Source organism: Plantibacter sp. MCCC 1A11337 (assembly GCF_013349365.1).
Lineage (GTDB): Bacteria > Actinomycetota > Actinomycetes > Actinomycetales > Microbacteriaceae > Plantibacter > Plantibacter flavus_A.
The window spans coordinates 392,090-417,983 of sequence record NZ_JABJWX010000003.1 but is presented as its reverse complement, the minus strand read 5'-3'; the positions used below and the strand labels follow the sequence as shown (position 1 = coordinate 417,983).

The 25,894-nt window shown below is 69.3% G+C and carries 20 protein-coding genes and 1 tRNA gene; 7 read left to right on the top strand and 14 right to left on the bottom strand.

Translation table 11 applies throughout. From position 1 onward, the window contains the following. The first annotated feature begins 112 nt into the window (after positions 1-112). Positions 113-2,104 carry an acetate--CoA ligase gene (acs, locus tag HOW07_RS13650; protein ID WP_175117469.1) on the top strand — a complete coding sequence of 664 codons (1,992 nt, stop codon included), beginning with the start codon at positions 113-115 and terminating at the stop codon, positions 2,102-2,104. A 170-nt stretch (positions 2,105-2,274) separates the two neighbouring features. Continuing rightward, positions 2,275-3,105, top strand: coding sequence for an endonuclease domain-containing protein (locus HOW07_RS13645; RefSeq protein ID WP_175117468.1), 831 nt, complete (start codon positions 2,275-2,277; stop codon positions 3,103-3,105). A gap of 83 nt (positions 3,106-3,188) precedes the next feature. On the opposite strand, the gene HOW07_RS13640 is transcribed toward HOW07_RS13645, so the two are convergent. Together HOW07_RS13640 and HOW07_RS13635 are read right to left on the bottom strand one after the other, a co-directional pair. Beyond that, entirely contained in the window at positions 3,189-3,659 is a 471-nt protein-coding gene (locus tag HOW07_RS13640; RefSeq protein WP_175117467.1) for a RidA family protein, read from the bottom strand. Between the two features lie 23 nt (positions 3,660-3,682). Next, positions 3,683-3,838 carry a hypothetical protein gene (locus tag HOW07_RS13635; protein ID WP_162852301.1) on the bottom strand — a complete coding sequence of 52 codons (156 nt, stop codon included), beginning with the start codon at positions 3,836-3,838 and terminating at the stop codon, positions 3,683-3,685. 108 nt (positions 3,839-3,946) lie between these two features. Here HOW07_RS13635 and HOW07_RS13630 point away from each other — a divergent pair, with 108 nt between their 5' ends. The 3 genes from HOW07_RS13630 to HOW07_RS13620 all read left to right on the top strand — a co-directional run bounded on the left by HOW07_RS13630 (position 3,947) and on the right by HOW07_RS13620 (position 10,096). Continuing rightward, positions 3,947-6,298, top strand: coding sequence for a transglycosylase domain-containing protein (locus tag HOW07_RS13630; RefSeq protein ID WP_079003125.1), 2,352 nt, complete (start codon positions 3,947-3,949; stop codon positions 6,296-6,298). Positions 6,299-6,420: 122 nt separating this feature from the next. Continuing rightward, positions 6,421-8,973 carry a transglycosylase domain-containing protein gene (locus tag HOW07_RS13625; RefSeq protein WP_175117466.1) on the top strand — a complete coding sequence of 851 codons (2,553 nt, stop codon included), beginning with the start codon at positions 6,421-6,423 and terminating at the stop codon, positions 8,971-8,973. A 148-nt stretch (positions 8,974-9,121) separates the two neighbouring features. Further along, a complete protein-coding gene (locus tag HOW07_RS13620; protein WP_254628348.1) occupies positions 9,122-10,096 on the top strand; it encodes a metallophosphoesterase in 975 nt (324 codons plus the stop codon). A gap of 254 nt (positions 10,097-10,350) precedes the next feature. Here the strand turns inward: HOW07_RS13620 and HOW07_RS13615 are convergent. From HOW07_RS13615 to HOW07_RS13600, 4 genes are all read right to left on the bottom strand, one after another. After that, positions 10,351-10,424: transfer RNA gene (locus HOW07_RS13615), tRNA-Pro, on the bottom strand. A 123-nt stretch (positions 10,425-10,547) separates the two neighbouring features. Continuing rightward, positions 10,548-11,087: a hypothetical protein gene (locus tag HOW07_RS13610; RefSeq protein ID WP_175117465.1), complete on the bottom strand. Its 540-nt coding sequence runs from the start codon at positions 11,085-11,087 to the stop codon at positions 10,548-10,550. Positions 11,088-11,395: 308 nt separating this feature from the next. Beyond that, a complete protein-coding gene (locus HOW07_RS13605) occupies positions 11,396-11,941 on the bottom strand; it encodes a hypothetical protein (protein ID WP_175117464.1) in 546 nt (181 codons plus the stop codon). Positions 11,942-12,064: 123 nt separating this feature from the next. Next, positions 12,065-13,864: a DUF4012 domain-containing protein gene (locus tag HOW07_RS13600; RefSeq protein WP_175117463.1), complete on the bottom strand. Its 1,800-nt coding sequence runs from the start codon at positions 13,862-13,864 to the stop codon at positions 12,065-12,067. A gap of 179 nt (positions 13,865-14,043) precedes the next feature. Between HOW07_RS13600 and HOW07_RS13595 the strand changes: the two genes are divergently transcribed. Then, positions 14,044-14,481 carry a VanZ family protein gene (locus HOW07_RS13595; protein ID WP_175117462.1) on the top strand — a complete coding sequence of 146 codons (438 nt, stop codon included), beginning with the start codon at positions 14,044-14,046 and terminating at the stop codon, positions 14,479-14,481. On the opposite strand, the gene HOW07_RS13590 is transcribed toward HOW07_RS13595, so the two are convergent. The 6 genes from HOW07_RS13590 to HOW07_RS13565 form a co-directional block, all read right to left on the bottom strand. Next, positions 14,457-15,767 carry a UDP-glucose/GDP-mannose dehydrogenase family protein gene (locus HOW07_RS13590; RefSeq protein ID WP_079003131.1) on the bottom strand — a complete coding sequence of 437 codons (1,311 nt, stop codon included), beginning with the start codon at positions 15,765-15,767 and terminating at the stop codon, positions 14,457-14,459. The genes HOW07_RS13595 and HOW07_RS13590 overlap by 25 nt on opposite strands. Next, a complete protein-coding gene (locus HOW07_RS13585; RefSeq protein ID WP_121293934.1) occupies positions 15,764-16,411 on the bottom strand; it encodes a thymidine kinase in 648 nt (215 codons plus the stop codon). The genes HOW07_RS13590 and HOW07_RS13585 overlap by 4 nt, the downstream gene beginning before the upstream one ends. A gap of 72 nt (positions 16,412-16,483) precedes the next feature. Beyond that, positions 16,484-17,950 carry a malate:quinone oxidoreductase gene (locus HOW07_RS13580; protein WP_175117461.1) on the bottom strand — a complete coding sequence of 489 codons (1,467 nt, stop codon included), beginning with the start codon at positions 17,948-17,950 and terminating at the stop codon, positions 16,484-16,486. Positions 17,951-18,065: 115 nt separating this feature from the next. Next, the gene (locus HOW07_RS13575) at positions 18,066-18,797 is read right to left on the bottom strand and encodes an SGNH/GDSL hydrolase family protein (RefSeq protein WP_175117460.1); all 732 of its coding nucleotides are present in this window, start codon (positions 18,795-18,797) and stop codon (positions 18,066-18,068) included. Positions 18,798-18,831: 34 nt separating this feature from the next. Next, positions 18,832-19,899, bottom strand: coding sequence for an aspartate-semialdehyde dehydrogenase (locus tag HOW07_RS13570; RefSeq protein WP_079003135.1), 1,068 nt, complete (start codon positions 19,897-19,899; stop codon positions 18,832-18,834). 113 nt (positions 19,900-20,012) lie between these two features. Next, complete coding sequence (locus tag HOW07_RS13565) at positions 20,013-21,299, bottom strand: aspartate kinase (RefSeq protein ID WP_064296092.1); 1,287 nt, start codon at positions 21,297-21,299, stop codon at positions 20,013-20,015. 212 nt (positions 21,300-21,511) lie between these two features. Here HOW07_RS13565 and HOW07_RS13560 point away from each other — a divergent pair, with 212 nt between their 5' ends. After that, complete coding sequence (locus HOW07_RS13560; protein WP_064296091.1) at positions 21,512-22,264, top strand: GNAT family N-acetyltransferase; 753 nt, start codon at positions 21,512-21,514, stop codon at positions 22,262-22,264. Between the two features lie 134 nt (positions 22,265-22,398). Here the strand turns inward: HOW07_RS13560 and recR are convergent, their stop codons facing one another. Then, positions 22,399-22,998: a recombination mediator RecR gene (gene recR / locus HOW07_RS13555; RefSeq protein ID WP_056014479.1), complete on the bottom strand. Its 600-nt coding sequence runs from the start codon at positions 22,996-22,998 to the stop codon at positions 22,399-22,401. 3 nt (positions 22,999-23,001) lie between these two features. Beyond that, positions 23,002-25,593 (bottom strand): DNA polymerase III subunit gamma and tau, encoded by a 2,592-nt coding sequence (locus HOW07_RS13550; protein ID WP_175117459.1) that lies wholly within the window; start codon positions 25,591-25,593, stop codon positions 23,002-23,004. Between the last annotated feature and the right edge of the window lie 301 nt (positions 25,594-25,894).

Here is a 25,894-nt window from a genome sequence, read left to right as displayed (position 1 = left end):
GAGTGACAAATCCGCAACCGAGAACGCGCTACGCTCGTGCATGGCACGGACTCGACCCGCCTCGGCAGGTCGGGTCAGGAACGCGGATTCGCAAGGGAGCGAGACACACACGATGAGCACGCAGATCGACAGCCTGATGCACGAAGACCGACGATTCCCTCCGTCGGAGGAGTTCGCCGCGCAGGCGATCGCCAGCGCGGCGCTCTACGAGCGGGCGTCGAGTGACCGGCTCGCCTTCTGGGCCGAGCAGTCCCGCGAGCTGCTCACGTGGAGCAAGCCGTTCACGAAGACCCTCGACTGGTCGAACCCTCCCTTCGCGACCTGGTTCGACGACGGCGAGCTGAACGTCGCCTACAACTGCCTCGACCGACACGTCGAGGCCGGCAACGGCGACCGCGTCGCCCTCCACTGGGAGGGCGAACCCGGCGACACCCGCACCATCACCTACGCCGAACTCACGGCGGAGGTCAAGCGCGCGGCCAACCTGTTCACCAGCCTCGGCGTCGAAGCCGGCGACCGGGTCGCCATCTACCTGCCGATGATCCCGGAGGCGATCGTCTCGATGCTCGCCGTCGCGCGCATCGGCGCGGTCCACTCGGTCGTCTTCGGCGGGTTCAGCGCGGACAGCCTGCGCTCCCGCATCGACGACGCGGAGGCCAAGCTCGTCATCACCGCCGACGGCGGCTACCGCAAGGGCAAGGTCTCCGCGCTCAAGCCCGCCGTCGACGCGGCGCTCGCGAGCCGCGGCGAGCTGCCCGAGCAGGCGACCGTGGATCACGTGCTCGTCGTCCGTCGCGGCGAGAACGAGGTCGACTGGACGGCCGGACGCGACCTCTGGTGGCACGAGGCCATCGCCGACGCCGAACCCGAGCACGACGCGCAGCCGTTCCCCGCCGAGCAGCCGCTCTTCATCCTGTACACCTCCGGCACCACCGGGAAGCCGAAGGGCATCCTGCACACCTCGGGTGGCTACCTGACGCAGACAGCGTTCACCCACAAGAACGTCTTCGACCTGCACCCCGAGACCGACGTGTACTGGTGCACGGCCGACATCGGTTGGATCACGGGCCACAGCTACGTCACCTACGGACCCCTCGCGAACGGAGCGACGCAGGTGCTCTACGAGGGCACACCGGACGCCCCGCACCCGGGACGCTGGTGGGAGATCATCGAGAAGTACGGCGTCAGCATCTTCTACACGGCTCCGACGGCGATCCGCTCCTTCATGAAGCTCGGCCGGAAGATCCCGAAGCAGTTCGACCTGTCGTCGCTCCGCCTGCTCGGCTCGGTGGGCGAGCCCATCAACCCCGAAGCGTGGATGTGGTACCGCAAGATCATCGGCAACAAGGTCGCGCCGATCGTCGACACGTGGTGGCAGACGGAGACCGGCGCGATCATGGTGTCGGCCCTCCCCGGTGTGACGTCGACGAAGCCCGGCAGCGCGCAGGTCCCGATCCCCGGCATCGCCATCGACGTGGTCGATGACGCCGGTGAGGCGGTCGGTGCCGGCGGCGGCGGACTCCTCGTCGTGACCGAGCCCTGGCCGTCGATGCTCCGCGGCATCTGGGGTGACCCCGAGCGGTTCAAGGAGACCTACTGGGAGAAGTTCTGGGACGTCGAGGGCGGCCCCTTCTACTTCGCCGGCGACGGCGCCCGACTCGACTCGGACCGCGACGTCTGGCTGCTCGGCCGTGTCGACGACGTCATGAACGTCTCCGGGCACCGACTCTCCACCGCTGAGATCGAGTCGGCGCTCGTCGCCAACGAGATGGTGGCCGAGTCCGCCGTGGTCGGTGCAGCCGACGAGACCACCGGGCAGGCGGTCGTCGCCTTCGTCATCATCAAGGAGTCCCACCTCGAGCAGGCGTCCGGACTCGCGGACATCACCGGCGCGCTCCGCAGCTGGGTCGGCGAACAGATCGGTCCGATCGCCCGCCCCCGCGAGGTCTACCTCGTGAACGAACTGCCGAAGACGCGCTCGGGCAAGATCATGCGCCGTCTCCTGCGCGACGTGGCCGAGGGCCGCGAGGTGGGCGACACGACGACGCTCGCCGACACCACGGTCATGCAGATCATCACCGACAAGATGGTGAAGAACACGTAGGTCCGCGCAGCCCCGAAGCAGGAGATCCGCTCCGCAGCAGGAGGAACGTGGCTACGTTCTCATGCTCCGGAGCGGATCTCCTGTGCTCCACAGGGCAGGCTCTCGGGCAGCTCATCCCTGTCTCCCCGGGGCGGCGGCCGTGGCCCTGCCCAGCCCGCGAAGCTGAGGTGATGGACCTCACCCCGTGGATAGACCGGCACGACGGGATCGTGCATCGTCTCGACGCGCTTGATGCCGGAGCGACCAGGCACGGCATCGAATGCGCGAAGCGATCAGGCTCGGTCCGAGTCGTCAGACGCAACTGGCTGGTGACCGAGGCGTGTGATCCCCAACTGCTCTTCGCGGCGACGCGCGGAGGACGATTGACGTGTCTGACGATCGCCGGTCGTCGCGGTTGGTGGAACCTCTCCGACGGACTCGTCCACCTCTCCGTCCCGTCGACGTCTGCCGCGACGATCGAATCAGGGCTACGGCTCCATTGGAGCGCGACCCCGGCACCAGTGTCCGCCCGCACGCTGGTGCAGCCACCGGTCAATGCACTCTTCCACATCGCCGAGTGCCAACCGTTCGAACGCGCACTCGTGGTCTTCGAATCGGCTGTCCGCATCGGCGATGCCGACCTCGACCGGCTCAGACTCATGCCCACCCGTTCCCGCCGGTTCCGGAGGGTGATCGACCGCACCAGCCACCTCTCCGACTCCGGCATCGAGTCGATACCTCGCATCCGTCTCGCGCGCATCGGGATTCACATGCGTCAGCAGGTCGTGGTCGACGGTCACCGTGTCGACGGTCTCGTCGGCGAGCGCCTTATCCTGCAATTCGATGGACACGCCCCGCACCAGGATGCATCACAGCGGAGCCGCGACCTCGCGCAGGATCGCCGCCTCGCGCTGTCCGGTCACACCGTCCTGCGGTTCAGTTACCAGCAGGTCATGCATGATTGGACACTCGTCGAGCGCGAGGTCTCAGACGCGATCGCGCAAGGCAGGCATCAGTGGTGAACGCAGGAGATCCGCTCCGCAGCAGGAGGAACGTAGCTACGTTCTCCTGCTCCGGAGCGGATCTCCTGTTGTGACGTCGCGCGTTACGCGAACTCGACGATGAGCTCCACCTCGACGGGCGAGTCGAGCGGGAGCACGGCGACGCCGACGGCGGAGCGGGCGTGCACGCCGAGGTCGCCGAAGATCTCGCCGAGGACCTCTGACGCACCGTTGATGACGCCGGGCTGGCCGGTGAACGCGGGGTCGGAGGCGACGAAGCCGACGACCTTCACGATGCGGGTGACGCGGTCGAGCGAACCGATCTGACTCTCCACCGCGGCGAGCGCGTTGAGCGCGCACGTCCGGGCGTAGGACTTGGCGTCGGCGGGCGAGACGAGTCCGTCGCCCTCACCGACCTTGCCGGTGGCGGGGAGCTTGCCGTCGGTCATGGGCAGCTGGCCCGAGGTGAAAACGTGCTCGCCGGAGACCACCGCGGGGATGTAGGCGGCGACGGGCGGGACGACGGTGGGCAGGGTGATACCGAGCTCGGCGAGTCGGTCGGCGATCTGGGACATGGGGGTTCCTCCGGGGCGTCGGGTCAGTCGGCGATGGGGCGCTTGAGGTAGGCGACGAGCCCACCTTCCGGACCGGTGACGACCTGGACGAGCTCCCAACCCTCCCCGCCCCAGTTGTTCAGGATGGCTGCCGTGTTGTGGATCATCAGCGGCGTGGTGAGGTACTCCCAGCGGGTCATGTCTCTCCTCGATCGGGCGCTCCGCACGGAGAGGCGGAGGCGCAGGGGATGCTCATGGCGGGCCCCAAGTGAAGCTCGCTCACAGTTTCCCCGCTTACCTTCGATCCTATGCCTGAACCACGTACCCCCGCGAAGACGGTCGCGCAGAGCGTCCTCGGCTTCGTCGGCTTGAGCGTCGCCGCCGGTGTGCTCGCCACCGCCGCGGTCACCCCTGCCATCGCGATGACCGGCCTCGCCACCTCCACGGGCATCTCCGTCTTCGACGGCCTCCCCGACTACCTGCAGCTCGACTCACTCGCCCAGAAGTCGAGCATCTACGCCAAGGACTCCGCCGGCAACCCGGTGCTCCTCGCCTCCTTCTACGACCAGAACCGGATCGAGGACAGCTGGGACCAGATCTCCCAGTTCGCGAAGGACGCCGCGGTCTCGGCCGAGGACCCCCGCTTCTTCGAACACGGTGGCATCGACCTCGCGGGCACCGTCCGCGCGGTCGTCAACAACGCCGCCGGCGGGTCGACGCAGGGTGGCTCCTCCATCACGCAGCAGTACGTGAAGAACGTCCTGGTGCAGAAGGCCGAGGCGATCCCCGACAAGAAGGAGAGCGACGCGGCCTACGAGGAGGCGACCGCGACGACCCCGGAGCGCAAGCTCAAGGAGATGCGACTCGCGATCGGTCTCGAGAAGACGTACGGCAAGGAGGACATCCTCCGCGGGTACCTCAACATCTCCGGTTTCGGCGGACGCGTCTACGGGATCGAGGCGGCGTCCAACTACTACTTCAACACCACGGCGGCGAACCTCACGCTGGAGCAGGCGGCGACCCTGCTCGCGATCGTCAACAACCCCGAGAACCTCAGGATCGACAAGCCCGACAGCGCCGACAACGGCGCGGCCAACGGCTACGCCCTGACGAAGACGCGACGGGACTACGTCCTCGACCAGATGCTCAAAGAGCAGAAGATCTCCAAGGAGCAGCACGACACCGCCGTGGCGATCCCGATCACCCCGACGATCGTGCCGCCCGTCACCGGCTGTTCCGCGGCCGGGTCGTCCGCCTACTTCTGTGATTACGTGACGAACGTGCTCCAGAACAACGAGATCTTCGGTGCCACACAGGACGAACGGTGGACGAACTTCAAGCGCGGCGGATACAGCGTCTTCACGACCCTCGACCTCGACCTCCAGAGCGCCTCGCAGGCGGCGATCGACGAATACGTCCCGAAGACCACCACGGAACTCGACCTCGGTGCCGTCTCCGTGAGCGTGCAGCCCGGGAGCGGGCGGATCCTCGCCATGGCCCAGAACAAGGACTACTCGCAGGATCCCGATGTCCTCGCGACGGGCTCCAACTACAGCGCCATCAACTACAACACCGACCAGGCCTACGGCGGCTCGGCCGGCTTCCAGCCCGGGTCGACGTACAAGATCTTCACCCTGACGGACTGGCTGAAGTCGGGCAAGGGCGTCAACGAGTCGATCAACGCGAACCGCAGATCCGACTGGGGCACCTTCACCAACAGTTGCGTCCCGGGTGGGACGGAGCAGGCCGAGGCCGGGTGGAGCCCGCGGAACGACGAGGGCGAATCAGGGTCCTACACCGTGAGACGTGCCACGCAGCAGTCGATCAACACCGCGTTCATCGCGATGGCGCAGGAGCTCGACCTCTGCGACATCAGCAAGACCGCCGAGTCGATGGGCGTTCACCGTGCCGACGGCGCGCCACTGAACAACTCCCCCGCGACCGTGCTCGGCACGAACGAGGTCGCCCCGCTGAGCATGGCGACCGCGTTCGCGACGCTCGCGGCCGGCGGCAAGACCTGCGACCCGATCGCGATCGACTCGATCACGAAGCCCGACGGGTCGACTGCCGAGGTCCCCTCCGCGAACTGCCGCCAGTCGGTCGATGCGAAGGTGGCGGCCGCGGCCGACGACGTCCTCCAGGGCGTCGTGTCGAGCGGTACCGCGTCCGCCTCGGGCGCCCGCACCGACGGCGTCGGTGAGCTGATCGGCAAGACGGGGACCACGGACAACGCCGAGGCGACCTGGATGAGTGGCGCGAGCACGACCGTCGCGACGGTCGTCGGCACCTTCAACGTCAGCGGACACGTCAACCTCCGCGACACCTACATCGACGGCACCCAGGTCGCGTCCATGCGGCACTACATCTGGCCGGAGGTCATGTCGGCCGCGCTCGCCAAGTACCCGGGCGGCGACTTCCCTGAGGCCGACCGAGCCACGCTGCAGGGCGACGGTTCCGGCAGCAGCGGCGAGGACTCCACACCTGCTCCGACGCCCACGACCGACCCGACGCAGGCACCGAGCGAGGCGCCGACACCGGCGCCTGGCGACGGTGGGGACACCGACGGGACCGGGGAGAACGGTGGTCCGGCAGCCCCGGGGAACGGCAATGGGAACGGCGGCGGTGCCGGGAACGGGAACGGGAACGGCTCACCCGGATGATCGGAGGCGGCTGCCGGGCGGACGCCGTCCGGCAGCCGCTCCGGGCCGCTCCGGCGGCAACGATCGGGTTTCAACGCGGCGCTGAGCGGGCCTTTTTCAGGATTGTCGCTTAGCATCGATCCATGCCTCAACAACATCGCACGGCCACCGGTGTGCTCGGCGGCTTCCTCGGCTTTCTCGGCCTGAGCGTCGCAGCGGGTGTCCTGGTCACCGCCACGGTCACCCCGGCCCTCGCCGTCACGGGGATGGCGACCAACAGCACGATCAACGTGTTCGATGGTCTGCCCGACTACCTGGCCCTCGACGAGCTGGCGCAGAAGTCCAACATCTACGCGACCGACAGCGCCGGTAACCCGCAGCTGCTCGCGTCCTTCTACCAGCAGAACCGCATCGAGGTCGGCTGGGACCAGATCAACCAGTTCGTCAAGGACGCGGCGGTCTCGGCCGAGGACCCGCGCTTCTACGAGCACGGCGGTGTCGACCTCACGGGTACGATCCGAGCCGTCGCGATCAGCGCGACCGGCCGCGACCTCCAGGGTGGTTCGTCGATCACGCAGCAGTACGTGAAGAACGTGCTCGTGCAGAAGGCCGAGGCCATCACCGACGAGGCCAAGATGAAAGCCGCGTACGAAGAGGCGACGAAGGCGACCCCGGAGCGCAAGCTCAAGGAGATGCGCATGGCCATCGGCCTCGAGAAGCGCTACGGCAAGCAGGACATCCTTCGTGGTTACCTCAACATCGCCGGCTTCGGTGGCCGCACCTACGGCATCGAAGCCGCAGCCAACTACTACTTCGCGACCTCCGCGGCCAACCTCAATCTCGAGCAGGCGGCCGCGCTGATGGCGATCGTCAACAACCCGGAGACCCTGCGTCTCGACCGCCCGGACAGTGAGACCAACGGTGCGGCGAACGGATACGCGCTCACCCTCGAACGGCGGAACTACGTCCTCGATCAGATGATCAAGGAGGGCAAGATCACGCAGGAGCAGTACGACGTCGCGATCGCGACGGCCATCACGCCCACGATCAACCCGGCGAGCACGGGTTGCCAGACGGCCGTCAACGTCAGCCCCGGCGCAGGGTACTTCTGCGACTACGTGACGCGCGTGTTCCAGAACAACCCGATCTTCGGGGCCACCGAGGACGAGCGCTGGGCCGCGTTCAACCGCGGTGGGTACAGCGTGTTCACGACGCTCGACCTCGACGTCCAGTACGCCGCCCAGACGGCGATCGACGAGCTCATCCCGCGGGTGAGCGACCAGCTCGACATCGGTGCCGTCTCGGTCACGGTCCAGCCCGGGACGGGGCGCATCCTCGCGATGGCGCAGAACAAGGACTACTCGAACGACCCCGACGTCCTGGCCACCGGCGCCAACTACTCCGCGGTCAACTACAACACCGACGTCGATTACGGCGGGTCCACCGGCTTCCAGCCGGGATCGACGTACAAGACGTTCACGCTCGCCGAATGGCTCAAGGAGGGCCACGGCTTGAACGAGGGCGTCGACGGTCGCAAGCGCTCGCCCTGGGGCACCTTCAAGGACTCCTGCGCCGACGGTGGGACCGTGTACGCCGGTTCCGACTGGAACCCCGGCAACGACGAGGGCGGCAACGGCGGCCAGTACACCGCGCTCCAGTCGACGAAGCAGTCCATCAACACCGGCTTCATCGCGATGGCGAAGCAGCTCGACCTCTGCGGCATCCGCAAGACGGCCGAGTCGATGGGCGTGCACCGCGCCGACGGCGGCCCACTGTTGCAGTCCCCCGCCACGGTCCTCGGCACGAACGAGGTCGCTCCGCTCAGCATGGCGACGGCCTTCGCGACCTTCGCATCCGGCGGCATCACCTGCGACCCGATCGCGATCGACCGGGTCGTGAAGCCCGACGGCACCGAGATCCCCGTTCCGCCGGCGAACTGTCGGCAGGGCCTCGAGGCCAATGTCGCCGCCACGGCGAACGTCGCGCTCCAGGCGACGTTCAACGGCGGTACGACGAGCTCGTCCCGCATCGGCGACGGCGTGCCCCTCATCGGTAAGACGGGCACCACCGACAACAACGAGGCGACGTGGATGAGTGGCGCGAGCACGAAGGCGGCGACCGTCGTCGGCGTCTTCAACGCGACGGGCCACGTCAACCTCCGCCGCACCTACTTCGACGCCGGGCAGGCCGCGACGATCCGTCACAAGATCTGGCCGCGGGTCATGGCGACCGCCAACGCGAAATTCGGCGGCGACGCGTTCGGCGACCCCGATCCGTCGCTCATCAACGGTCAGTCGGTCATGGTGCCCGACGTCGCCGGGAAGACCATCGAGGAGGCCCAGAAGCTCCTCGAGGACGCCGGCTTCGGCTTCGCGAACGGCGGCGCCGGCGACTCTGCGCTGCCCGCAGGTCAGGCCGCCAGCACGAACCCCTCGGGTACGGTGCCGAAGGGCTCCATCGTGACCGTCTACACCAGTAACGGCCTCCTCGCGACCGTCCCCGACGTGAGCGGCGCGGCGAGCTACGACGAGGCGAAGGCGGCCCTGCAGGGTGCCGGGTTCGCGAACGTCGGCCAGAAGTGTGCGGTCGATCCCGCAGCGACGACCCCGAAGGTGACCGGAGTCGATCCACCGGCCGGGACCGCGGCGCGCAAGGACGGCAAGGTGACGGTGACGGTCTCGAAGACCAGCTGTTAACGTCCTGACGCCGGCACGGAGGGCCCGATCGGATTCGATCGGGCCCTCCGTCGTCTGCGCGGGGCCCGCTCCGGGCGTCTTCGGAGGGGCCAGCGGGTACGCTCGTGGGACGGTCGGCACCACTCGACGACCGAGGAGGAGACGATCGATGGCGGCACCCATGAGCACCGGCGGCAGACTCGGCACGGCAGCGGCCGTCGTGGCGGGCCTCGGGGCCCTCACCTTCGGGTACGCGTCGGTCGTCGAGCGCAACGCCTTCACGCTGCGCAGGGTGACCGCTCCGGTCCTCCCGCCCGACGCCGAGCCGATCACCGTGCTGCACCTCTCCGACCTCCACATGGCGCCCTGGCAGCGCCGGAAGCAGGCCTGGCTGCGGTCGCTGGCCGATCTCCGGCCGGACGTCGTGATCAACACCGGCGACAACCTGGGGCATGAGCAGGGCATCGACGGGATCCGGGCTGCGCTGTCGGTGTTCGCGGGGGTTCCGGGGGCGTTCGTGCACGGCTCGAACGACTACTACGGCCCGACCGCGAAGAACCCGTTCAAGTACTTCACGCAGACCTCGTCGAAGCACGTCTCACCGACCACCCTCGACACGGGCGCGCTCGAGCGGTTCTTCATGGACGAACTCGGCTGGATCGACCTCAACAACGCGGTCGGTGAGATGTCAGTCCGCGGGACCCGCCTCGACCTGTTCGGCGTCGACGACCCGCACAAGCACTTCGACCGTCTGGACACGTTGACGGCCCTCATCGACGAGCGGCTGGACGCCGAGACGCTGGAGACCGACGACCCGTCCCTGGCGCACACCGTGACGGTGGGCGTGATGCACGCTCCGTATCGTCGGGTGCTCGACGCCTTCGTGACCCAGGGTGCGCAGTTCATCTTCGCGGGTCACACCCACGGTGGTCAGGTCTGTGTGCCGGGCTACGGGGCACTCGTGACGAACTGCGACATCCCTCGCAAGCAGGTGAAGGGGCTCAGCGTCTGGCGCCACGCCCTCCGCTCGGCGTACCTGAACGTGTCCGCTGGCATCGGGACCTCCATCTACGCGCCCGTGCGGTTCGCCTGCCGGCCGGAAGCGTCGCTCGTGACGCTCCTTCCTCGTCGCACGGTGGTCTGACCAGGCCCGACTGCCCTTCGACAGGCTCAGGGACCGGGACCTTCCGGGCCGAGCGCCCTCCGCCGGTCACTGAGCGCCCTCCGCCGGTCACTGAGCTTGTCGAAGTGCTGCCCTTCGACAAGCTCAGGGACCGGGACCTTCCGGGCTGTGCTGTCGGGGTAGCGGGATGTGCAACCCGCCAGCCCAGCGGACCGCCAGCCCACGAAAACAGAGAAGCCCGGTCAGACAATCTCTTGTCTGACCGGGCTTTGCTGTCGGGGTAGCGGGATTTGAACCCACGACCTCTTCGTCCCGAACGAAGCGCGCTACCAAACTGCGCCACACCCCGATGGCCCGAAGGCCTTGTCTAGGATAGCCGATTTTTCAGCGGCTGTTCGCCACTTCCTGGAATCGGTGGATCCCGGACCGGATCAGCCGAGCGCCGCCATCGCCGCCCGGCCGATCCGTGATCTCACGCCTGCTGGCGGCGACGCACGACCACGGTGCCGAGCGCGGCAGCACCGACGGCGAGGAGCCCACCGGCCACCCATGGGAGGGCGGTTCCGGCGAACCCGGTGTCGGCGAGGGCGTCGCCCCCGGCAGACGGGTCGGAGGCCGACGCGGCGGCAGCAGCGGCGTCCGCGGGGTCCAGCACGGTGAAGTCGGACGAATCGGTCACGGCGCCCTGGGTCGCGGTCAACGTGTAGGTGCCCGCGGGGTCCGCAGCCGTGTCGATGGAGACCTGGATGTCTCCAGCGGCGTCAGCGACGGTCGACAGGGTGCGAGCGGAGACGCCGGCCACCGAGGAGTCGATGGTGATCGACACGGTCTGGTTCGCGGCCCAGAAGTCCGAGCACGAGTACGAGACCGCCGCGCCGCGCGCGACGCTCGCCGGCGTGATCGAGTTACAGCTGCCTGGACCGTAGCTGTCGCCCTCGACCGCGTTGGCTGCGGTGGGCAGCGCGACGACGGCGAGGAGGACGAGTGCGGCGGCGGAGAGAGTTCGTTTCATGTGCGGGCCCCTAGGTGTGCGGATGGCGCATGCGCTGCGTGATGCGACATGCGGACACGGCCTGGAGCCGAGCGCTGTTCACTCGTGGCCTCCATGGCCGTCATCATGCTAGGGCAGCCGCTCGCTCGCCAGAGCTGGAAAACCGCGGAATTCCGCGGATGTGACCACCTTTGGGGGTACGCCCTGTCCGCCTGACGCCAAGCCGGGTGAGGACCGTGCCAGGCCGAAGCCCAGGAGGGTGAGGTGCCCTCCCGTCAGGCCGTGGTCCGAGCGGACGACCGCCCGGACCACGCATCCCGACCGACGGATCAGGCCGTCTTGCGGCGACGGATCGCCATCGCGCCGACGACGCCGGCACCGACGACGAGGAGGCCTCCGCCGATCCACGGCAGGGCTCCACCGTCGAAGCCGGTCGAGGCGAACTCGCGCTCCGAGACCTGGAACGAGGCGCTCTCCGTGGTGGCGCCCTGGGTCGCCGTGACCATGCAGGTGCCGGAGGCGGTCTTGCTGGTCTCGATCGTCACGGCGAACGCGCGGGCGTCGTCGGCGCTGAACGTGCCGGACGTGGGTACGGCGCTCTGCTCGGCGGCCTGCTCGGTCGCTCCGGCGGTGTTCGGCTTCGCAGCGGGAATGCTGCAGCCGGGCCCGGCGACGGTGACCGTCACCGGAGTGCCGGGGTCGAAGGTGCCGTCGCAGCGGAAGACGGTCGACTCCCCCTGGGTCACCGACACCGGTGTGAGGGTCGCACAGCCGGCAGGGCCGTAGGTGGACGAGTCGGTCGCTGCACTCGCGGCGGTCGGGGCCGCGAAGACTGCCAGGAGGCAGAGCGATGCTAGGGCAAGGGTGCGCTTCATGTTGATATCCCCAAGGAACGTCGAATACCCCCTGCGTCCGCCGATTTCGGGTGGGCGTCCGCGCGAGGTTCCCCAGGGTCACGAATTCGGGTGCGTGGCTTCCTGAGGTGTTGTCATGCTATGTCAGGAGCCGCACCGAGGGAAGGCTGAAATGGTCGTTTTGCCCGTGATTCCGGGGGTTGTGACCAGGTTTGGGGGTACGTCGGAGGCCTTCGGAGCGAGCACGGTGAAGACGAGTTCCGCTGTCGCCCCCGGAGTGAGGGTCACGTCGGTCTGGGCGTAGAGACGACCGTTCGGGTCGGTCACGGCCTTCACCGGCAGGTCCTCGCCGTCGCTCGCACCGAGCAGGGTCGCGCCGAGCGGGCCGTGGATCACGACGCGCGTCGCGATGTCTCCCGCGGGGGTGCCGAAGCGCCCGCCGGCGGTCACGTAGTCCGGCAGGGAGGTTGCGGCGTCCGCCGGTGCGGTGGACGTCAGGGTGACGGCGACGACGTATTCGGCGCCCTGTTTCGTGCACCGGGCGTCGCGGATGTCGACCTTCGTCTCCAGGTAGTAGTCCATCTTCGCGCGGGTCAGGTCTTCGAGGTAGACCCCGGTGTACACGGCTGCGTCGTCGGTCGCCGGCGGGATCCCGGCGAGGCTCGTCTCGGCGATCAACGACTGTTCGGTGGGGACCGCACTCCACACGTGGAGACGGTTCTCCGCACCGGACTCGGACAGGGCCTGGACGAGGGCGCCAGGGTCGGGCGAGCGGGAGATCATGCCCTCGAACACCGCACCCGAGACCGCGGCGAAGAACGCGTCCTGTACGAGCCGGTCCGGGAACCGGGCGTAGACGTCGCTCAGCAGCGTCTTCGCCGCGTTGTCGGCGGTGAGCTCGGTGCCGTCCGGGAGGGCGACGGGCCCGGTCGCCTCCAGCAGGTGTGCGAGGACGTAGGGGTCGACGGCGACCACGGTGTCGATGGGAACGCCGAACACCTGGGTCCCCATGGCTGCGGCGAGCTCGCCGGTGCGACTGAAGTCGACCGTGAGGTTGGTGTCCTGGATGTACCGGCCGAGGTTGTCGGTGTAGACGTTCTGCTCGAACGGGGTGAGCGGGAGTACCGGGGCGGGGAATCCGGAGAAGTCGTCGCTCCCCCGGGTGCCGACGAACGAGATGACGCCGTTCTCCGCGTGGATGAGGGCCACCGCCCCGGCGATGCCGCCACTCGAGCGCAGCTCCGCGTTGTTCTGGATCATCACCATGATGTTCCGAGGCCCGGCCCCTCCCGCCATGTCCGGCAGGAGCGCCGTGGCCCGCGCCGCGGTGTCGAGCATCGTGGATGCACCGGTGATCGTGCGGGTGAGCTTCTCGACGGCGTCGGCGACCACCGGCAGCGCACCGTCCGTGCCGATCGTGTCCACGCGCCCGGCGATGGCGTCAGCCGCTGCAGCCGCCTCGGCCACGGTCGGCGCGACGGCGCGGAGCGGCTCCGTCGCGATCGACCCGTCCCCGGGGAGCAGGGACGACAGGTTCACCTGATCGGCGATCTCGACGACCTTCGGCACGACGTCGACTGCGACGTCATCGGTCGCGGCGGCGGCCTGTCGCACCGCGGAGAAGTTCACGCCGAGGAACGGGACCGCCTCTGCCGCCCGCCAGATGGGATCACTCGTCAGCGACACCGCCTCGCCGGTGTGCTTGGTGAGGGCACGCTGCGTGACCTCGGTGCCGCTCGCGTCACCCTTGAGCACGGCCGACTGGAGCGCCTTCGCCTCCGGCTGGGCGGCTTCGAGCGCGTTCTTCGCCAAGGACGCCCGGACGCCGAGCCAGGCTCCGAGCGCGAGGACGACGAGGAGGACGGCGAGTGCGATCCACCACAGACGCGAACGCCGGCGGCCGGGCAGGCGGATGCCGGCCGTCGCCGGGCGTGGGTCAGCCAAGAGTGCTCCTTGTTCGGGTAGGCACAGCCTAACCGCCGGATGACGGCCTCCGAGGGTCGCTGCACGCCCCCTTTCAGGGGTGGACGACGCACGCCACACCAGGGCTCACGGCCGCTCATGGCCTACGATTGCGGGGTGCCGTCAGCACGCCCGTCGACCGATCTGGAGCCGCACCGCAGATGACCCGCACGCCGCGCATCGTGATCGGGATCCTGCTGCTGCTCTGCCTGTGCGTCATGCTCGGCATCGCGTTCTGGCCGACGCCCGTCGACGCCGGCGGTCGGACGACGCTGCTGGCGATCCTCGATCGCTTGCAGGCCGCGGGCGCCCCGACCTGGTTCGACTACCGCTTCGTCGAATCGGCCGCGAACGTCGTGCTGTTCATCCCGCTCGGAGCACTGCTCGCCCTTGAGCTGCCGTTACGCCTCTGGTGGGTCGCACCGCTGACGACGACCCTGTTCTCGGTCGCGATCGAACTCGGACAGACCCTGCTCCCCGAGCGGGTCGCGACGATCGCCGACGTCTACGCCAATGCGGCCGGAGGGCTGCTCGGCGCGACGATCGTGCTCGTCGTCCGGCTACTCGTCACCGGTCACGGACGACCGAGACCGACGTAACGCCACCCGGCGCCCCGCCAGGCGTCCACGTCGAGGCAGTTGCGTCCGTCCACGATCGTCTTGCCCGCGGTCAGCTCGGCGACGGCCGAGGGATCCAGGGCTCGGAACGCCTTCCACTCGGTCACGACCACGACGATGTCCGCGTCCGTCACAGCCTCTTCCGCCGAGTCAGCGAACGTCAGCTGGGGGTGGAGCCGACGCGCGTTGGGAACCGCTTCCGGATCGAAGGCGAGCACCTTCGCACCCAGTCCGTTGAGGCCGACGGCGACGTCGAGGGCCGGCGAGTCTCGGACGTCGTCGCTGTCGGGCTTGAACGCGAGCCCGAGCACCGCGACCCGCTTCTGGTAGGCGCTCCCGCCGAGCTCCTCGACGACGAGGTCGATGACGCGCTGACGACGACGCAGGTTGATCGCGTCGACCTCCTTGAGGAAGGCCACCGACTCCCCACGACCGAGCTCCTCGGCGCGAGCGGTGAAGGCGCGGATGTCCTTCGGCAGGCAGCCGCCGCCGAACCCGACACCGGCGTTGAGGAAGCGGCGACCGATCCGGGCGTCGTAACCGATCGCATCGGCGAGCTCCGTGACGTCGGCGTCGGTGACCTCGGCGATCTCCGCCATCGCGTTGATGAAGGAGATCTTCGTGGCGAGGAACGCGTTCGCGGCGACCTTCACCAGCTCCGCGGTCGAGTACCCGGTGGCGACGAGCGGCGTGCCGGTGGAGAGTGCCTGCGCGTAGACCTCGTCGAAAGCGGCTCGAGCGACGGCGGCGTCCTCGGGAGCCGGCGGCAGCCCGTACACGAGTCGGTCGGGCGCGATCGTGTCCTGCACGGCGAAGCCCTCCCGCAGGAACTCGGGGTTCCAGGCGAGCACCGCGCCGGTGGGGGCGACGAGTTCGGCCAGGCGCGCGGCGGTGCCGACGGGGACGGTCGACTTGCCGACGACGACGTCTCCTGCCGACAGGTGCGGCAGGAGGGCCGTCACCGCTGCGTCCACGTAGCGCAGGTCGGCGGCGTTGGAGCCGGCCTTCTGCGGCGTGCCGACCGCGACGAAGTGCATGGTGGCCCCGGCCGCGTCGGCCATGTCCGTACTGAACCGCAGGCGGCCCGATTCGACGCCGGCCAGCAGCAGCTCCGGAAGGCCGGGCTCGAAGATCGGCGAGCGTCCGGCGGCGAGCGCCTCGATCTTGGCCGGGTCCACGTCGATGCCGACGACCTCGTGCCCGATCGATGCCATGGCGGCCGCGTGCACGGCCCCCAGGTAGCCGCAGCCGATGACGGAGAGCTTCATGCGTGTGATCCTTCGCTGATGGGAGGTGCGGTGGGTGTGCTGGACAGGCGACCGCCGGACTCCTGCAGGTAGCAGACGCCGCAGAGCGATTCGTAGGTGACGGTGGTGCCGTCGATGGCGACCTGGTCGCCGTCGAAGACGAAGGTGTCGCCGAACCGGCGGCCGTTGAAGATCGCCTTTCGACCACAGCGACAGATCGTCTTGAGCTCCTCGAGGCTGTGGGCCACCTCGAGGAGGCGGCGGCTCCCGGGGAACGCGACGGTCTGGAAATCGGTCCGGATGCCGTAGGCGAGGACCGGGATGCCCTCGAGCAGCGCGATGCGCAGCAGATCGTCGACCTGTTCCCCGTGGAGGAACTGGGCTTCGTCGACGAGCAGGCAGCTGACGTCCTCGCCGGTCTCCTGCACGACGCGGCGACGGTGCTCCGCGAACACCCGGACGGCGTCGTCGTCAGGACCGAGCAGGAAGTCGGCGTCGCGGGTCACGCCGAGGCGACTGACGATGGCGGCGTCGCCCTTCGTGTCGAGGGACGGCTTGGTGAGGAGGACGCGGTGGCCGCGCTCCTCGTAGTTGAACGCCGCCTGGAGCAAGGCGGTGCTCTTGCCGGAGTTCATCGCCCCGTATCGGAAATACAGTTTCGCCACCAGGCAAGCTTAGGGTTCCCAAGCTGCACCTGTCGCATCCGACGAGGGGCCGGGCGAGGACCCGTATCGGGGCTACAGCGAGATGTCGAGGGCCTCGGCGGTGCTCTCGAGGACCTTCGCCGCCGTCTCGGGGACGTCGTTCAGCGTCGAGCCGTAGGTCGGGATCATCTCGCGGAGCCTCGGCTCCCACGCGGTCATCCTGTCGGGGAAGCACTTGCGCAGGACGTCGAGCATGATCGGCACGGCCGTCGATGCGCCGGGCGAAGCGCCCAGCAGTCCCGCGATCGTGCCGTCCGCACCCGTGATGACCTCGGTGCCGAACTGCAGGACGCCGCCCTTGGCCTTGTCCTTCTTCATGACCTGGGCTCGCTGCCCGGCCTCGATGAGGTACCAGTCCTCGTCCTTCGCCGTCGGCAGGAACTCGCGGAGGCTGTCCATCTTCTGCTTGCGGGACTGCAGGAGCTGCCCGATGAGGTACGTGATGAGACTCGGGTTGTCCTTGGCGACCGCCAGCATCGGGAGGAGGTTGTGCGGGCGCACCTGGGTGACGAGGTCGAGCATCGATCCGCGCTTGAGGAACTTCGGGCTGAACGTCGCGTACGGGCCGAAGAGGAGGCTCGCCTGACCGTCGACGACGCGGGTGTCGAGGTGCGGGACCGACATCGGCGGGGCCCCCACCGAGGCCTGGCTGTAGACCTTGGCCTGGTGCTTCGAGACCACCGCGGGGTTGTCGGTGCGGAGGAACTGCCCACCGATGGGGAAGACGCCGTAGCCCTTGATCTCGGGGATCCCGGACTTCTGCAGCAGCTTGAGCGCCCATCCGCCGGCGCCGACGAAGACGAAGCGGGCGTTGATCTCCATCGGAGAACGTCCGAGCGTCTGACGGCCTCGGATGCGCCAGGTGCCGTCCTTCAACCGCTTGAGCGACCGGACCTCGTGGTTGGTGCGGACGTGGGCGTTCGGCGATGCGCCGAAGAGCTTGTGCGTGAGTGAACCGAAGTCGACGTCGGTGCCCGCGGTGATCCGGGTGGCCGCGATGCGTTCACCGACGGCACGACGGTTGATGAGCAGTGGAGCCCACTCGGCGATGACGGCCGGGTCCTCCGAGAACTCGATGCCGGCGAAGAGCGGCTGATCCTTCAGCGCCTCGTAGCGCTTCCGCAGGTATTCGACGTCCTTGTCACCGCGCACGAACGTCATGTGCGGGGTCGGGTTGATGAAGGTGTCGGGTGCGCCGAGCAGGCCCTCCTCGACGAGGTGCGACCAGAACTGACGGCTGAGCTGGAACTGCTCGTTGATGCCGATGGCCTTCGCCGGGTCGACGTGGCCGTGGGCGTCCTGCGGCATGTAGTTGAGCTCGCACAGCGCGGCGTGGCCCGTCCCGGCGTTGTTCCAGGGGTTGGAGCTCTCGAGTGCGACGTCGCTCAGGCGCTCGTACACCTCGACCTTCCAGTCAGGCTGCACCTGGTGGATGAGGGCGGCGAGCGTGGCGCTCATGATGCCACCACCAATGAGGGCTACGTCGATGGTTTCGGTCACCAGAGCAGTCTAGTCGCGGCGAGGCCCGAGCTCTCCACCCGCGTGCTGTCGCTGATCGCATGCTGTGAGATCGCTCGATGTCGAGACACTTCGGCCCGACTGCACGACCGCCGGGTCAGCGTCCGGGGAGCGCGGGGGTGAGGGCGTCGAGCTCCTCGAGCATGCGCTGCGCGAGGTGCGCGTACCCGGCGTCGCTCGGGTGGAGGCCGTCGGCGGAGATCCACGTCGCCGGGTCCTCGTCCAGCCAGTGCGACGCCCCGGAGATGTAGTCGGCCCCGATGGTGTCGGCGGCGTCGTGCACCCATCCGATGATCTGTTCGACGGAGGCCGGTCGCTCGGCGGTGTACCACCAGGGCTCCACCACGATGATGCGGGTGCCGGGCAGCCCGTCGCGCAGCCGCTGGAACTCCGGCAGGATCGCCTCCCGGATCGCCTGCTCGTTGCCGGTCCACTCGAAGTTGTCGTTGATGCCGAGCGCGACGATGAGGATCTCGGGGTGCTGCGCGATGACGTCGGCCGTGACATCGCCGACCTTGTCGCGTTTTCGGACGAATCCGAGGCCCGGGTAGCCGGCGTTGTACTCCGTCCAGCCCTCGGCCTTCGCGACGAGCGAGGACCAACGGGCGGCCGGCGACGACGCTGCCGAGCCCTTCGTGTACGAGTCGCCGTAGAACGCGACGAGCGGTCCGACGGCGACCTCGGACCCGGAGGTGTCGGCGCGGGCGACCGTCGTCTGCTGGACGTCGGCACGCAGGCCACTCACGGTGATCACCGCAGTGACGGCGATGGCGGCCGCGATGAACGCGGCCAACCACCGTCGGCGCAGGCGTGGTCGCTGGCGGGCCATGTCGTCGTCCCCGATCGGGTGGAGGGAGGGCCGGTCAGACCGTTGCGGGCTGTGCGAGCAGCTCGGCGGCGACGATCTCGGCGATCTGCACCGCGTTGAGGGCCGCACCCTTGCGCAGGTTGTCGTTCGAGATGAACAGCGCGAGGCCCTTGCCGGCCGGCGCGCTCTGGTCGGGACGGATGCGCCCCACGAACGACGGGTCCGCGCCGGCGGCCTCGAGCGGCGTCGGAACGTCCGACAGCTGGACGCCCGGAGCGTCACGGAGCAGCTCGATCGCACGTTCCGGCGACAGGTCGCGCGAGAACTCGGCGTTGATGGCTAGCGAGTGGCCGGTGAACACGGGCACGCGTACGCAGGTGCCCGACACGAGCAGCTCGGGGAGCTCGAGGATCTTCCGGCTCTCGTTGCGGAGCTTCTTCTCCTCGTCGGTCTCGCCCAGGCCGTCGTCGACGATCGAGCCGGCGAGCGGGATGACGTCGAAGGCGATCGGGGCGACGTACTTGTCGGGAGCCGGGAACTCGATCGCCGAACCGTCGTGGACGAGTCGGGTGAGGTCGCCCTGGGCGACCGCGGCCTCGATCTGGCCGGCGAGTTCAGCCGCGCCGGCGAGTCCGGACCCGGAGACGGCCTGGTAGGTGTTGACGATGAGGCGGGTGAGCCCGGCCTCCGCGTCGAGCACCTTGAGGACCGGCATGGCCGCCATGGTCGTGCAGTTGGGGTTCGCGACGATGCCCTTGACCGCGTCCTTGATGGCGTGCGGGTTCACCTCGCTGACGACGAGCGGGACCTCGGGATCCATCCGCCACGCGCTCGAGTTGTCGATGACGAGCGCACCGGCAGCGGCGAACCGCGGAGCCTGCGTGCGGGAGCCGGTCGCGCCGGCCGAGAACAGGGCGATGTCGATGCCGCTCGGGTCGGCCGTCTCGACGTCCTCGACCACGATGTCCTGGCCACGGAACGGGAGCGTCGTGCCCGCCGAGCGAGCCGTCGCGAAGAAGCGGATCTCGCTGATCGGGAACTCGCGTTCCTCCAGCAGGCGGCGCATGACCTTGCCGACCTGACCGGTCGCTCCGACGACACCGACACGTACACCGTTGCTCATGGGGATTCCTCTGGTTTCAGGGGGTTGTTGTGAACCATCTTGCATCAGGATCGGCCAGGCTCCGGCCCCTGAGCCTGTCGAAGGGTCGTTCCTCAGCCTGCCGAAGGGCGGGCTCAGCGGCCGGTGCCACCGTGGACGACGGCTTCGTCCTCGCCGTCGAGACCGAACGCGGAGTGGACCACGTTCGCGGCCTTGTTGAGGGTGTCGGCACGCGTCACGACCGAGATGCGGATCTCGCTGGTGGAGATCATCTCGATGTTGATGCCCGCTGCACTGAGCGCCTCGAAGAGCTTCGCCGAGACGCCGGTGTTCGTGCGCATGCCGGCACCGACGAGGGCGAGCTTGCCGATCTGGTCGTCGTGCTGGATGGCCGAGAAGCCCACCCGCTCCTGCTCCGCCGCGAGCGCGCGGAGGACCTGCTGCGCCTCGGGCTTCGGCAGGGTGAACGAGATGTCGGTGACGCCGGAGACGGCGGTCGACACGTTCTGGACGATCATGTCGACGTTGCCGCCCGACTTCGCGACGATCGTGAAGATCTCCGCCGCCTTGCCCGGCAGGTCGGGGACACCGACGACGGTGATCTTGGCTTCGCTGAGGTCGGTCGCGACTCCGGCGACGATGGGCTGCTCCATGGGTGCCTCACCTGCTCCTGGGTTGTTGCGGCCCGCGTCGTTGAGGACGAGCGTGCCTTCGTTGTTGTTGAAGGACGACCGGACGTGGAGCGTCACGCCGTGGCGGCGTGCGTACTCGACGGCGCGGATGTAGAGGACCTTGGCGCCCGAGGCCGCGAGCTCCAGCATCTCCTCGCTGGAGATGCGGTCGATCTTCCGAGCTTTCGGGACGACGCGGGGGTCGGAGGTGAAGATGCCGTCGACGTCGGTGTAGATCTCGCAGACGTCGGCGTCGAGGGCTGCGGCGAGCGCGACGGCCGTGGTGTCGGACCCGCCACGACCGAGCGTGGTGATGTCGCGGGTGTCACGGTTGAAGCCCTGGAAACCGGCGACGATGACGATGGCGCCGTCGTCGAGGGCCTCGCGCAGGCGCACGGGGGTGACGTCGACGATGCGCGCTGCACCGTGCTGGGCGTCGGTGATCATGCCGGCCTGGCTGCCGGTGAAGGAGCGTGCGACGTAGCCCATGCTGCTGATCGCCATGGCGAGGAGTGCCATCGAGATGCGCTCGCCGCTGGACAGCAGCATGTCGAGCTCGCGGGGCGCCGGGATGGGCGTCACCTCGTGGGCGAGGTCGAGCAGTTCGTCGGTCGTGTCGCCCATCGCCGAGACGGCGACGACGACCTCGTTGCCCGCTTTGCGGGTCTCCACGATGCGCTTCGCCACGCGCTTGATGCTCTCGGCGTCCGCGACGGAGGACCCGCCGAACTTCTGCACGATCAATGCCATCGGATCTCCTGGGGAAGTCGGTGCGGGCACGAGCGGCCCAGCGATCATCCTACCCATCCGGGCATTCCGCGCCGTTCATGTGACGAAGGGCACCCTCACCCGCTCCGGGCCAGGACATGCGCCTCGCAGCAGGACGCTTCGGCCCGTCGGGTCCTGCTGTCGCGCCGATCTCCTGCGGTGGGGAGGAGGGTGGGCCTCGGTAGGGTTGGCCTATGCAGCAGGAAGACGCGCGGGTGCTCGCGACGGTACGACGCCTCTGGCAGGGGCTCGCCTCGCCGACCGCGCGATTCTCCGCCGGCCGCGTCGCCGTCGTCGTGAACGCCGGCTCGATGGCGTGCCCGCCCGGATGGATCGGCGTCGTCGAGATCGACGGAAGCGCCCTCGCGATCGTGCCCGACGAGGACACCGCCAGGCGACTCGCCATCGAGGACGAATCACCGAGGAGCGTCGGGACGGTCGAGTTCCTCCGCTCGCGCGTGCAGGTCGCCGAGGTCCTCGGGCCGGCGACACTCGACTACCTGCTGCCCGGGCGGTTCCGACCGGCCGAGGAGATCGACGTGGTGGCGAGCAAGGCGAGCGACCCGGCCATCGAGTCGCTGCTGTCGAAGGTGGGCGATGACGAGGCCTCGGAGAGCGGGATCTTCGGCATCACCTCGCCGCTGTTCTCGGTGCGCGAGCACGGTCGGGTCCTCGCCGTCGCCGGCTACCGGTCATGGCCGTTGGGTGTCGCGCACGTGACGGCGTTGACCGCCCCGGAGGCTCGCGGGACCGGTCTCGCGACCAGGCTGGCCTCGACCGCGGTCGAGCATGCCCTCGCGGCCGGGCTCCTCCCCCAGTGGCGCGCCGCCGACACGAACCCCGGCTCACGCGCCGTCGCCCGCAAGCTCGGCTTCTCCGCGATCGGCCGGCAGCTGTCTGCCCGCCCGGTGGTCGCCGAGTGGCCGGCGCCCTCCGCCGACGCCTGAGGCGCGCCCGGCTGCCCTGACTCAGGAGTCCCTCGGCACGGCGCAACCCACCAGCCCCGACACACCGGACGCCTCCTGAGAAAGGGCCGATGGCGAGAAGGAGGGGTGGAAGGGCGGGCGACGAGGCGGGGTGGTCAGCCGCTGACGACCGTGCGACCCTCGAAGGCACGACCGAGGGTGACCTCGTCGGCGTACTCGAGGTCGCCGCCGACGGGGAGGCCGGAAGCGAGGCGCGTGATACGGATCCCCATCGGGAGGAGCAGCCGACTGAGGTAGGTGGCGGTCGCCTCGCCCTCGAGGTTTGGGTCGGTCGCGATGATGACCTCGGTGACGGTGCCGTCGGCGAGGCGCTGCATGAGACGACGGATGTTCAGGTCGTCGGGTCCGACGCCGTCGATCGGGCTGATGGCGCCGCCGAGCACGTGGTAGAAGCCGCGGAACTCACGCGTGCGCTCGATGGCGACGACGTCCTTCGGTTCTTCGACGACGCAGATCAGGGCCGGGTTGCGACGCGGGTCGCGGCACACGCTGCAGAGGTTCTGCTCGGAGATGTTGCCGCAGATCTCGCAGAACTTGACCTTCTCGCGGACGACGGTGAGCAGCTCGGCGAGCTTCGACACGTCGAACGACTCCGTCTGGAGGATGTGGAACGCGATGCGCTGCGCCGACTTCGGACCGATGCCGGGCAGCCGCCCGAACTCGTCGATCAGATCTTGGACGATTCCCTCGTACATGGCCTACCGCCCTCCGGAGCGCGGCTCGTGCGGCTGCTCCTCGATGAATGTCGCGCCGAGGAGCTCGCGGACGACGCTCTCGCCGTACCGGTTGTCACCCGCGGGGTGGGATGTCGGCACCGGGGGCGCCTGGCGCATCCGGACCGGGGGCTGCGGGCGCTGCTCGGCGACCGGCGCCGCAGGCGGTGCGGCCTGCGGGGAGCCGACGGGCGCTGCTGACGGCGCGCCGGCAGCAGAGGACGGAGCAGGAGCCGATGACTCGAACGGGTCGGGGTAGGGCGGCTCGTCGTCCGGCGGCGGTGCGTCGTCGTCGGACGGGATCGAGACGACGTCCCAGGTGACGGTGCGCGAGCCGAGCGCGTCGCCGTTGGACGGGCCTCGGGCGGGTGCCTGCTGGCGCGGCGGGGCCGACGGCTGCCGCTGCGCGGGTGAGCCGGCCGGCGTCCCGGGGGCTCCGGATCCGGCGGGTCGCCCGGGCTGCCCTTCGACAGGCTCAGGGACCGAGGACGGCTGCGTCGACGAGGCGGGCTCGGGCCCGTCGACAGACTCTGGGACCGGGGGATGCCCTTCGACAGGCTCAGGGGCCGAGGACGGCTCGGGCTCGTTTGCCGGCGGCGGCGCGACCGTCGCCCAGGAGGAGGCGGAGACGGAGGTCTGCTCCTCGGCCGGCGCGGCGACCGACGAGGCGGGTGCCGATGGCGCAACAGCTGACGACTCGGCGTCGGCCGGCGCAGCGGACGCGGGTTCGCCGCCCGCTGGTGCGACGGTGGGCCACGAGGAGCGGGCTCCCGACCCGCCGCTGCTGTCGGACGACGACGGGGCAGCGGGGGCGGGGACGGTCTGCGGCAGGCTCGGGGTCGACCAGGCGGACGACTCCGACGACGGAGCGCCGACGGCGGGCGCAGTGGCCCGCGGTGCCGGCGGCTCGTCGGCACCGGCGACCTTGGCGAGGTACTTCACCCGCACGCCGAGGACGTCGAGGACCGCCGTGCGCAGGACCTCCGCGACACCGGTGCCGGGCGCATGACGTGCCTTGAAGTCGTTGAGGTCGCCGTTGTTCGCGAACACGAGCGTGAGGACGTCGTCGTCCGAGTACCCGCCGACCTGGGTGTTGACGACGATCATCCACGCCTTGCGGTCGGCCTTCTCGACCTGCGCCACGATCTCGGGCCAGGCGTCGCGGATGTGCTGCAGGGTGACCGGGCCGACGCGAGGGGCTGCGGGGGTCGGTGCGGCGGTCTGCGCGTGGTCGGACTCCTGCGCCGGTCGACGGTCGGGTGCCACAGACGCTGTCGAGGCAGCGGCCGGGGCGGGAGCCGGGGCGGAGCTCGCCGCCGTGCTCGCGGGGGCCGCGCCGGCAGGGGCCGGAGCGCGGTCGGCGACAGCGGGCTGCGCCGAGACCGCGGCCTGACCGCCCTCGGCGGCAGCACCGTCGACACCGATGCGACGCTCGAGCCGCTCCACCCGGGCCAATGCACCACGAGCGGAGTCGTCGGCTGCGGGCACGAGGATGCGCGCCATCATGAGCTCGAGGTGAAGCCTGGGCGACGTCGCGCCCGTCATCTGAGTGAGCGCCTCGTTCACGACGTCGGCCGTGCGGGACAGCTCGGCGATGCCGAACGCCCGCGCCTGGGCGAGCATCTTGTCGAGCTCGTCCTGCGGGAGCCCGCGGAGGACCGCCGCCGCGTTCTCGCCCGTGGCGGCCACGACGATGAGGTCTCGGAGTCGCTCGAGCAGGTCGTCGACGAAGCGGCGTGGGTCTTGGCCGGTCTGGATGACGCGGTCGACGGTGCTGAAGGCGGCACCGGAGTCGCGGGCGGCCAAGGCGTCGACCACCTCGTCGAGCAGGGCCGTGTGGGTGTAGCCGAGCAGGGCGACCGCGCGCTCGTAGTCGACGGAGTCGCCCTCGGAGCCGGCCATGAGCTGGTCGAGCAGGGACAGCGTGTCGCGGGCGGAACCGCCACCGGCCCGGACGACGAGCGGCAGTACACCGGCCTCGACACCCACGTGCTCGCTCTCGCACAGCTGCTGGACGTAGTCGAGCATCTGCGCCGGCGGGATGAGCCGGAACGGGTAGTGGTGGGTGCGGGAGCGGATCGTGCCGATCACCTTGTCGGGCTCGGTCGTCGCGAAGATGAACTTCACGTGCTCCGGCGGCTCCTCGACGATCTTCAGCAGGGCGTTGAACCCCTGCGGGGTGACCATGTGCGCCTCGTCGAGGATGAAGATCTTGTAGCGGTCGCGCGCGGGCGCGAAGATGGCGCGCTCGCGGAGGTCGCGGGCGTCGTCGACACCGTTGTGGCTGGCCGCGTCGATCTCGACGACGTCGAGCGAGCCGGAGCCGTCGCGGGAGAGGTCGACGCAGCTCGCGCAGACGCCGCACGGGGTGTCGGTGGGGCCCTCGGCGCAGTTGAGGCAGCGGGCGAGGATGCGCGCGGACGTCGTCTTGCCGCAGCCACGAGGACCACTGAACAGATACGCGTGGTTGACGCGGTTGGTGCGCAGGGCCGTCATGAGGGGATCGGTCACCTGCGCCTGACCGATCAAGTCGGCGAACGTCTCGGGCCGATACCGGCGATACAGAGCTGTGACCACCCACCAATGGTAGCCGCCGCCCCTGACATCGGAGTCGGGGATCGGACTCCTCGATCGGGACCGGGGCTCGAGCCTGGCGCGACGCGGGGAACGGGCCATCCTGGTGCCCTTCGACAAGCTCAGGGACCGGGGTTCAGCTCAGGCACCGGGGTTCAGCTCAGGGACCGGGGTTGGAGTCAGGGACCGGGGTTGGAGTCAGGGACCGGGGTTCAGCTCAAGGACCGGGATTCAGCTCAGGGACCGGGGTTCAGCTCAGGGACCGGGGTTCAGCTCACGGACCGAGGTTGGGATCAGGGACCGG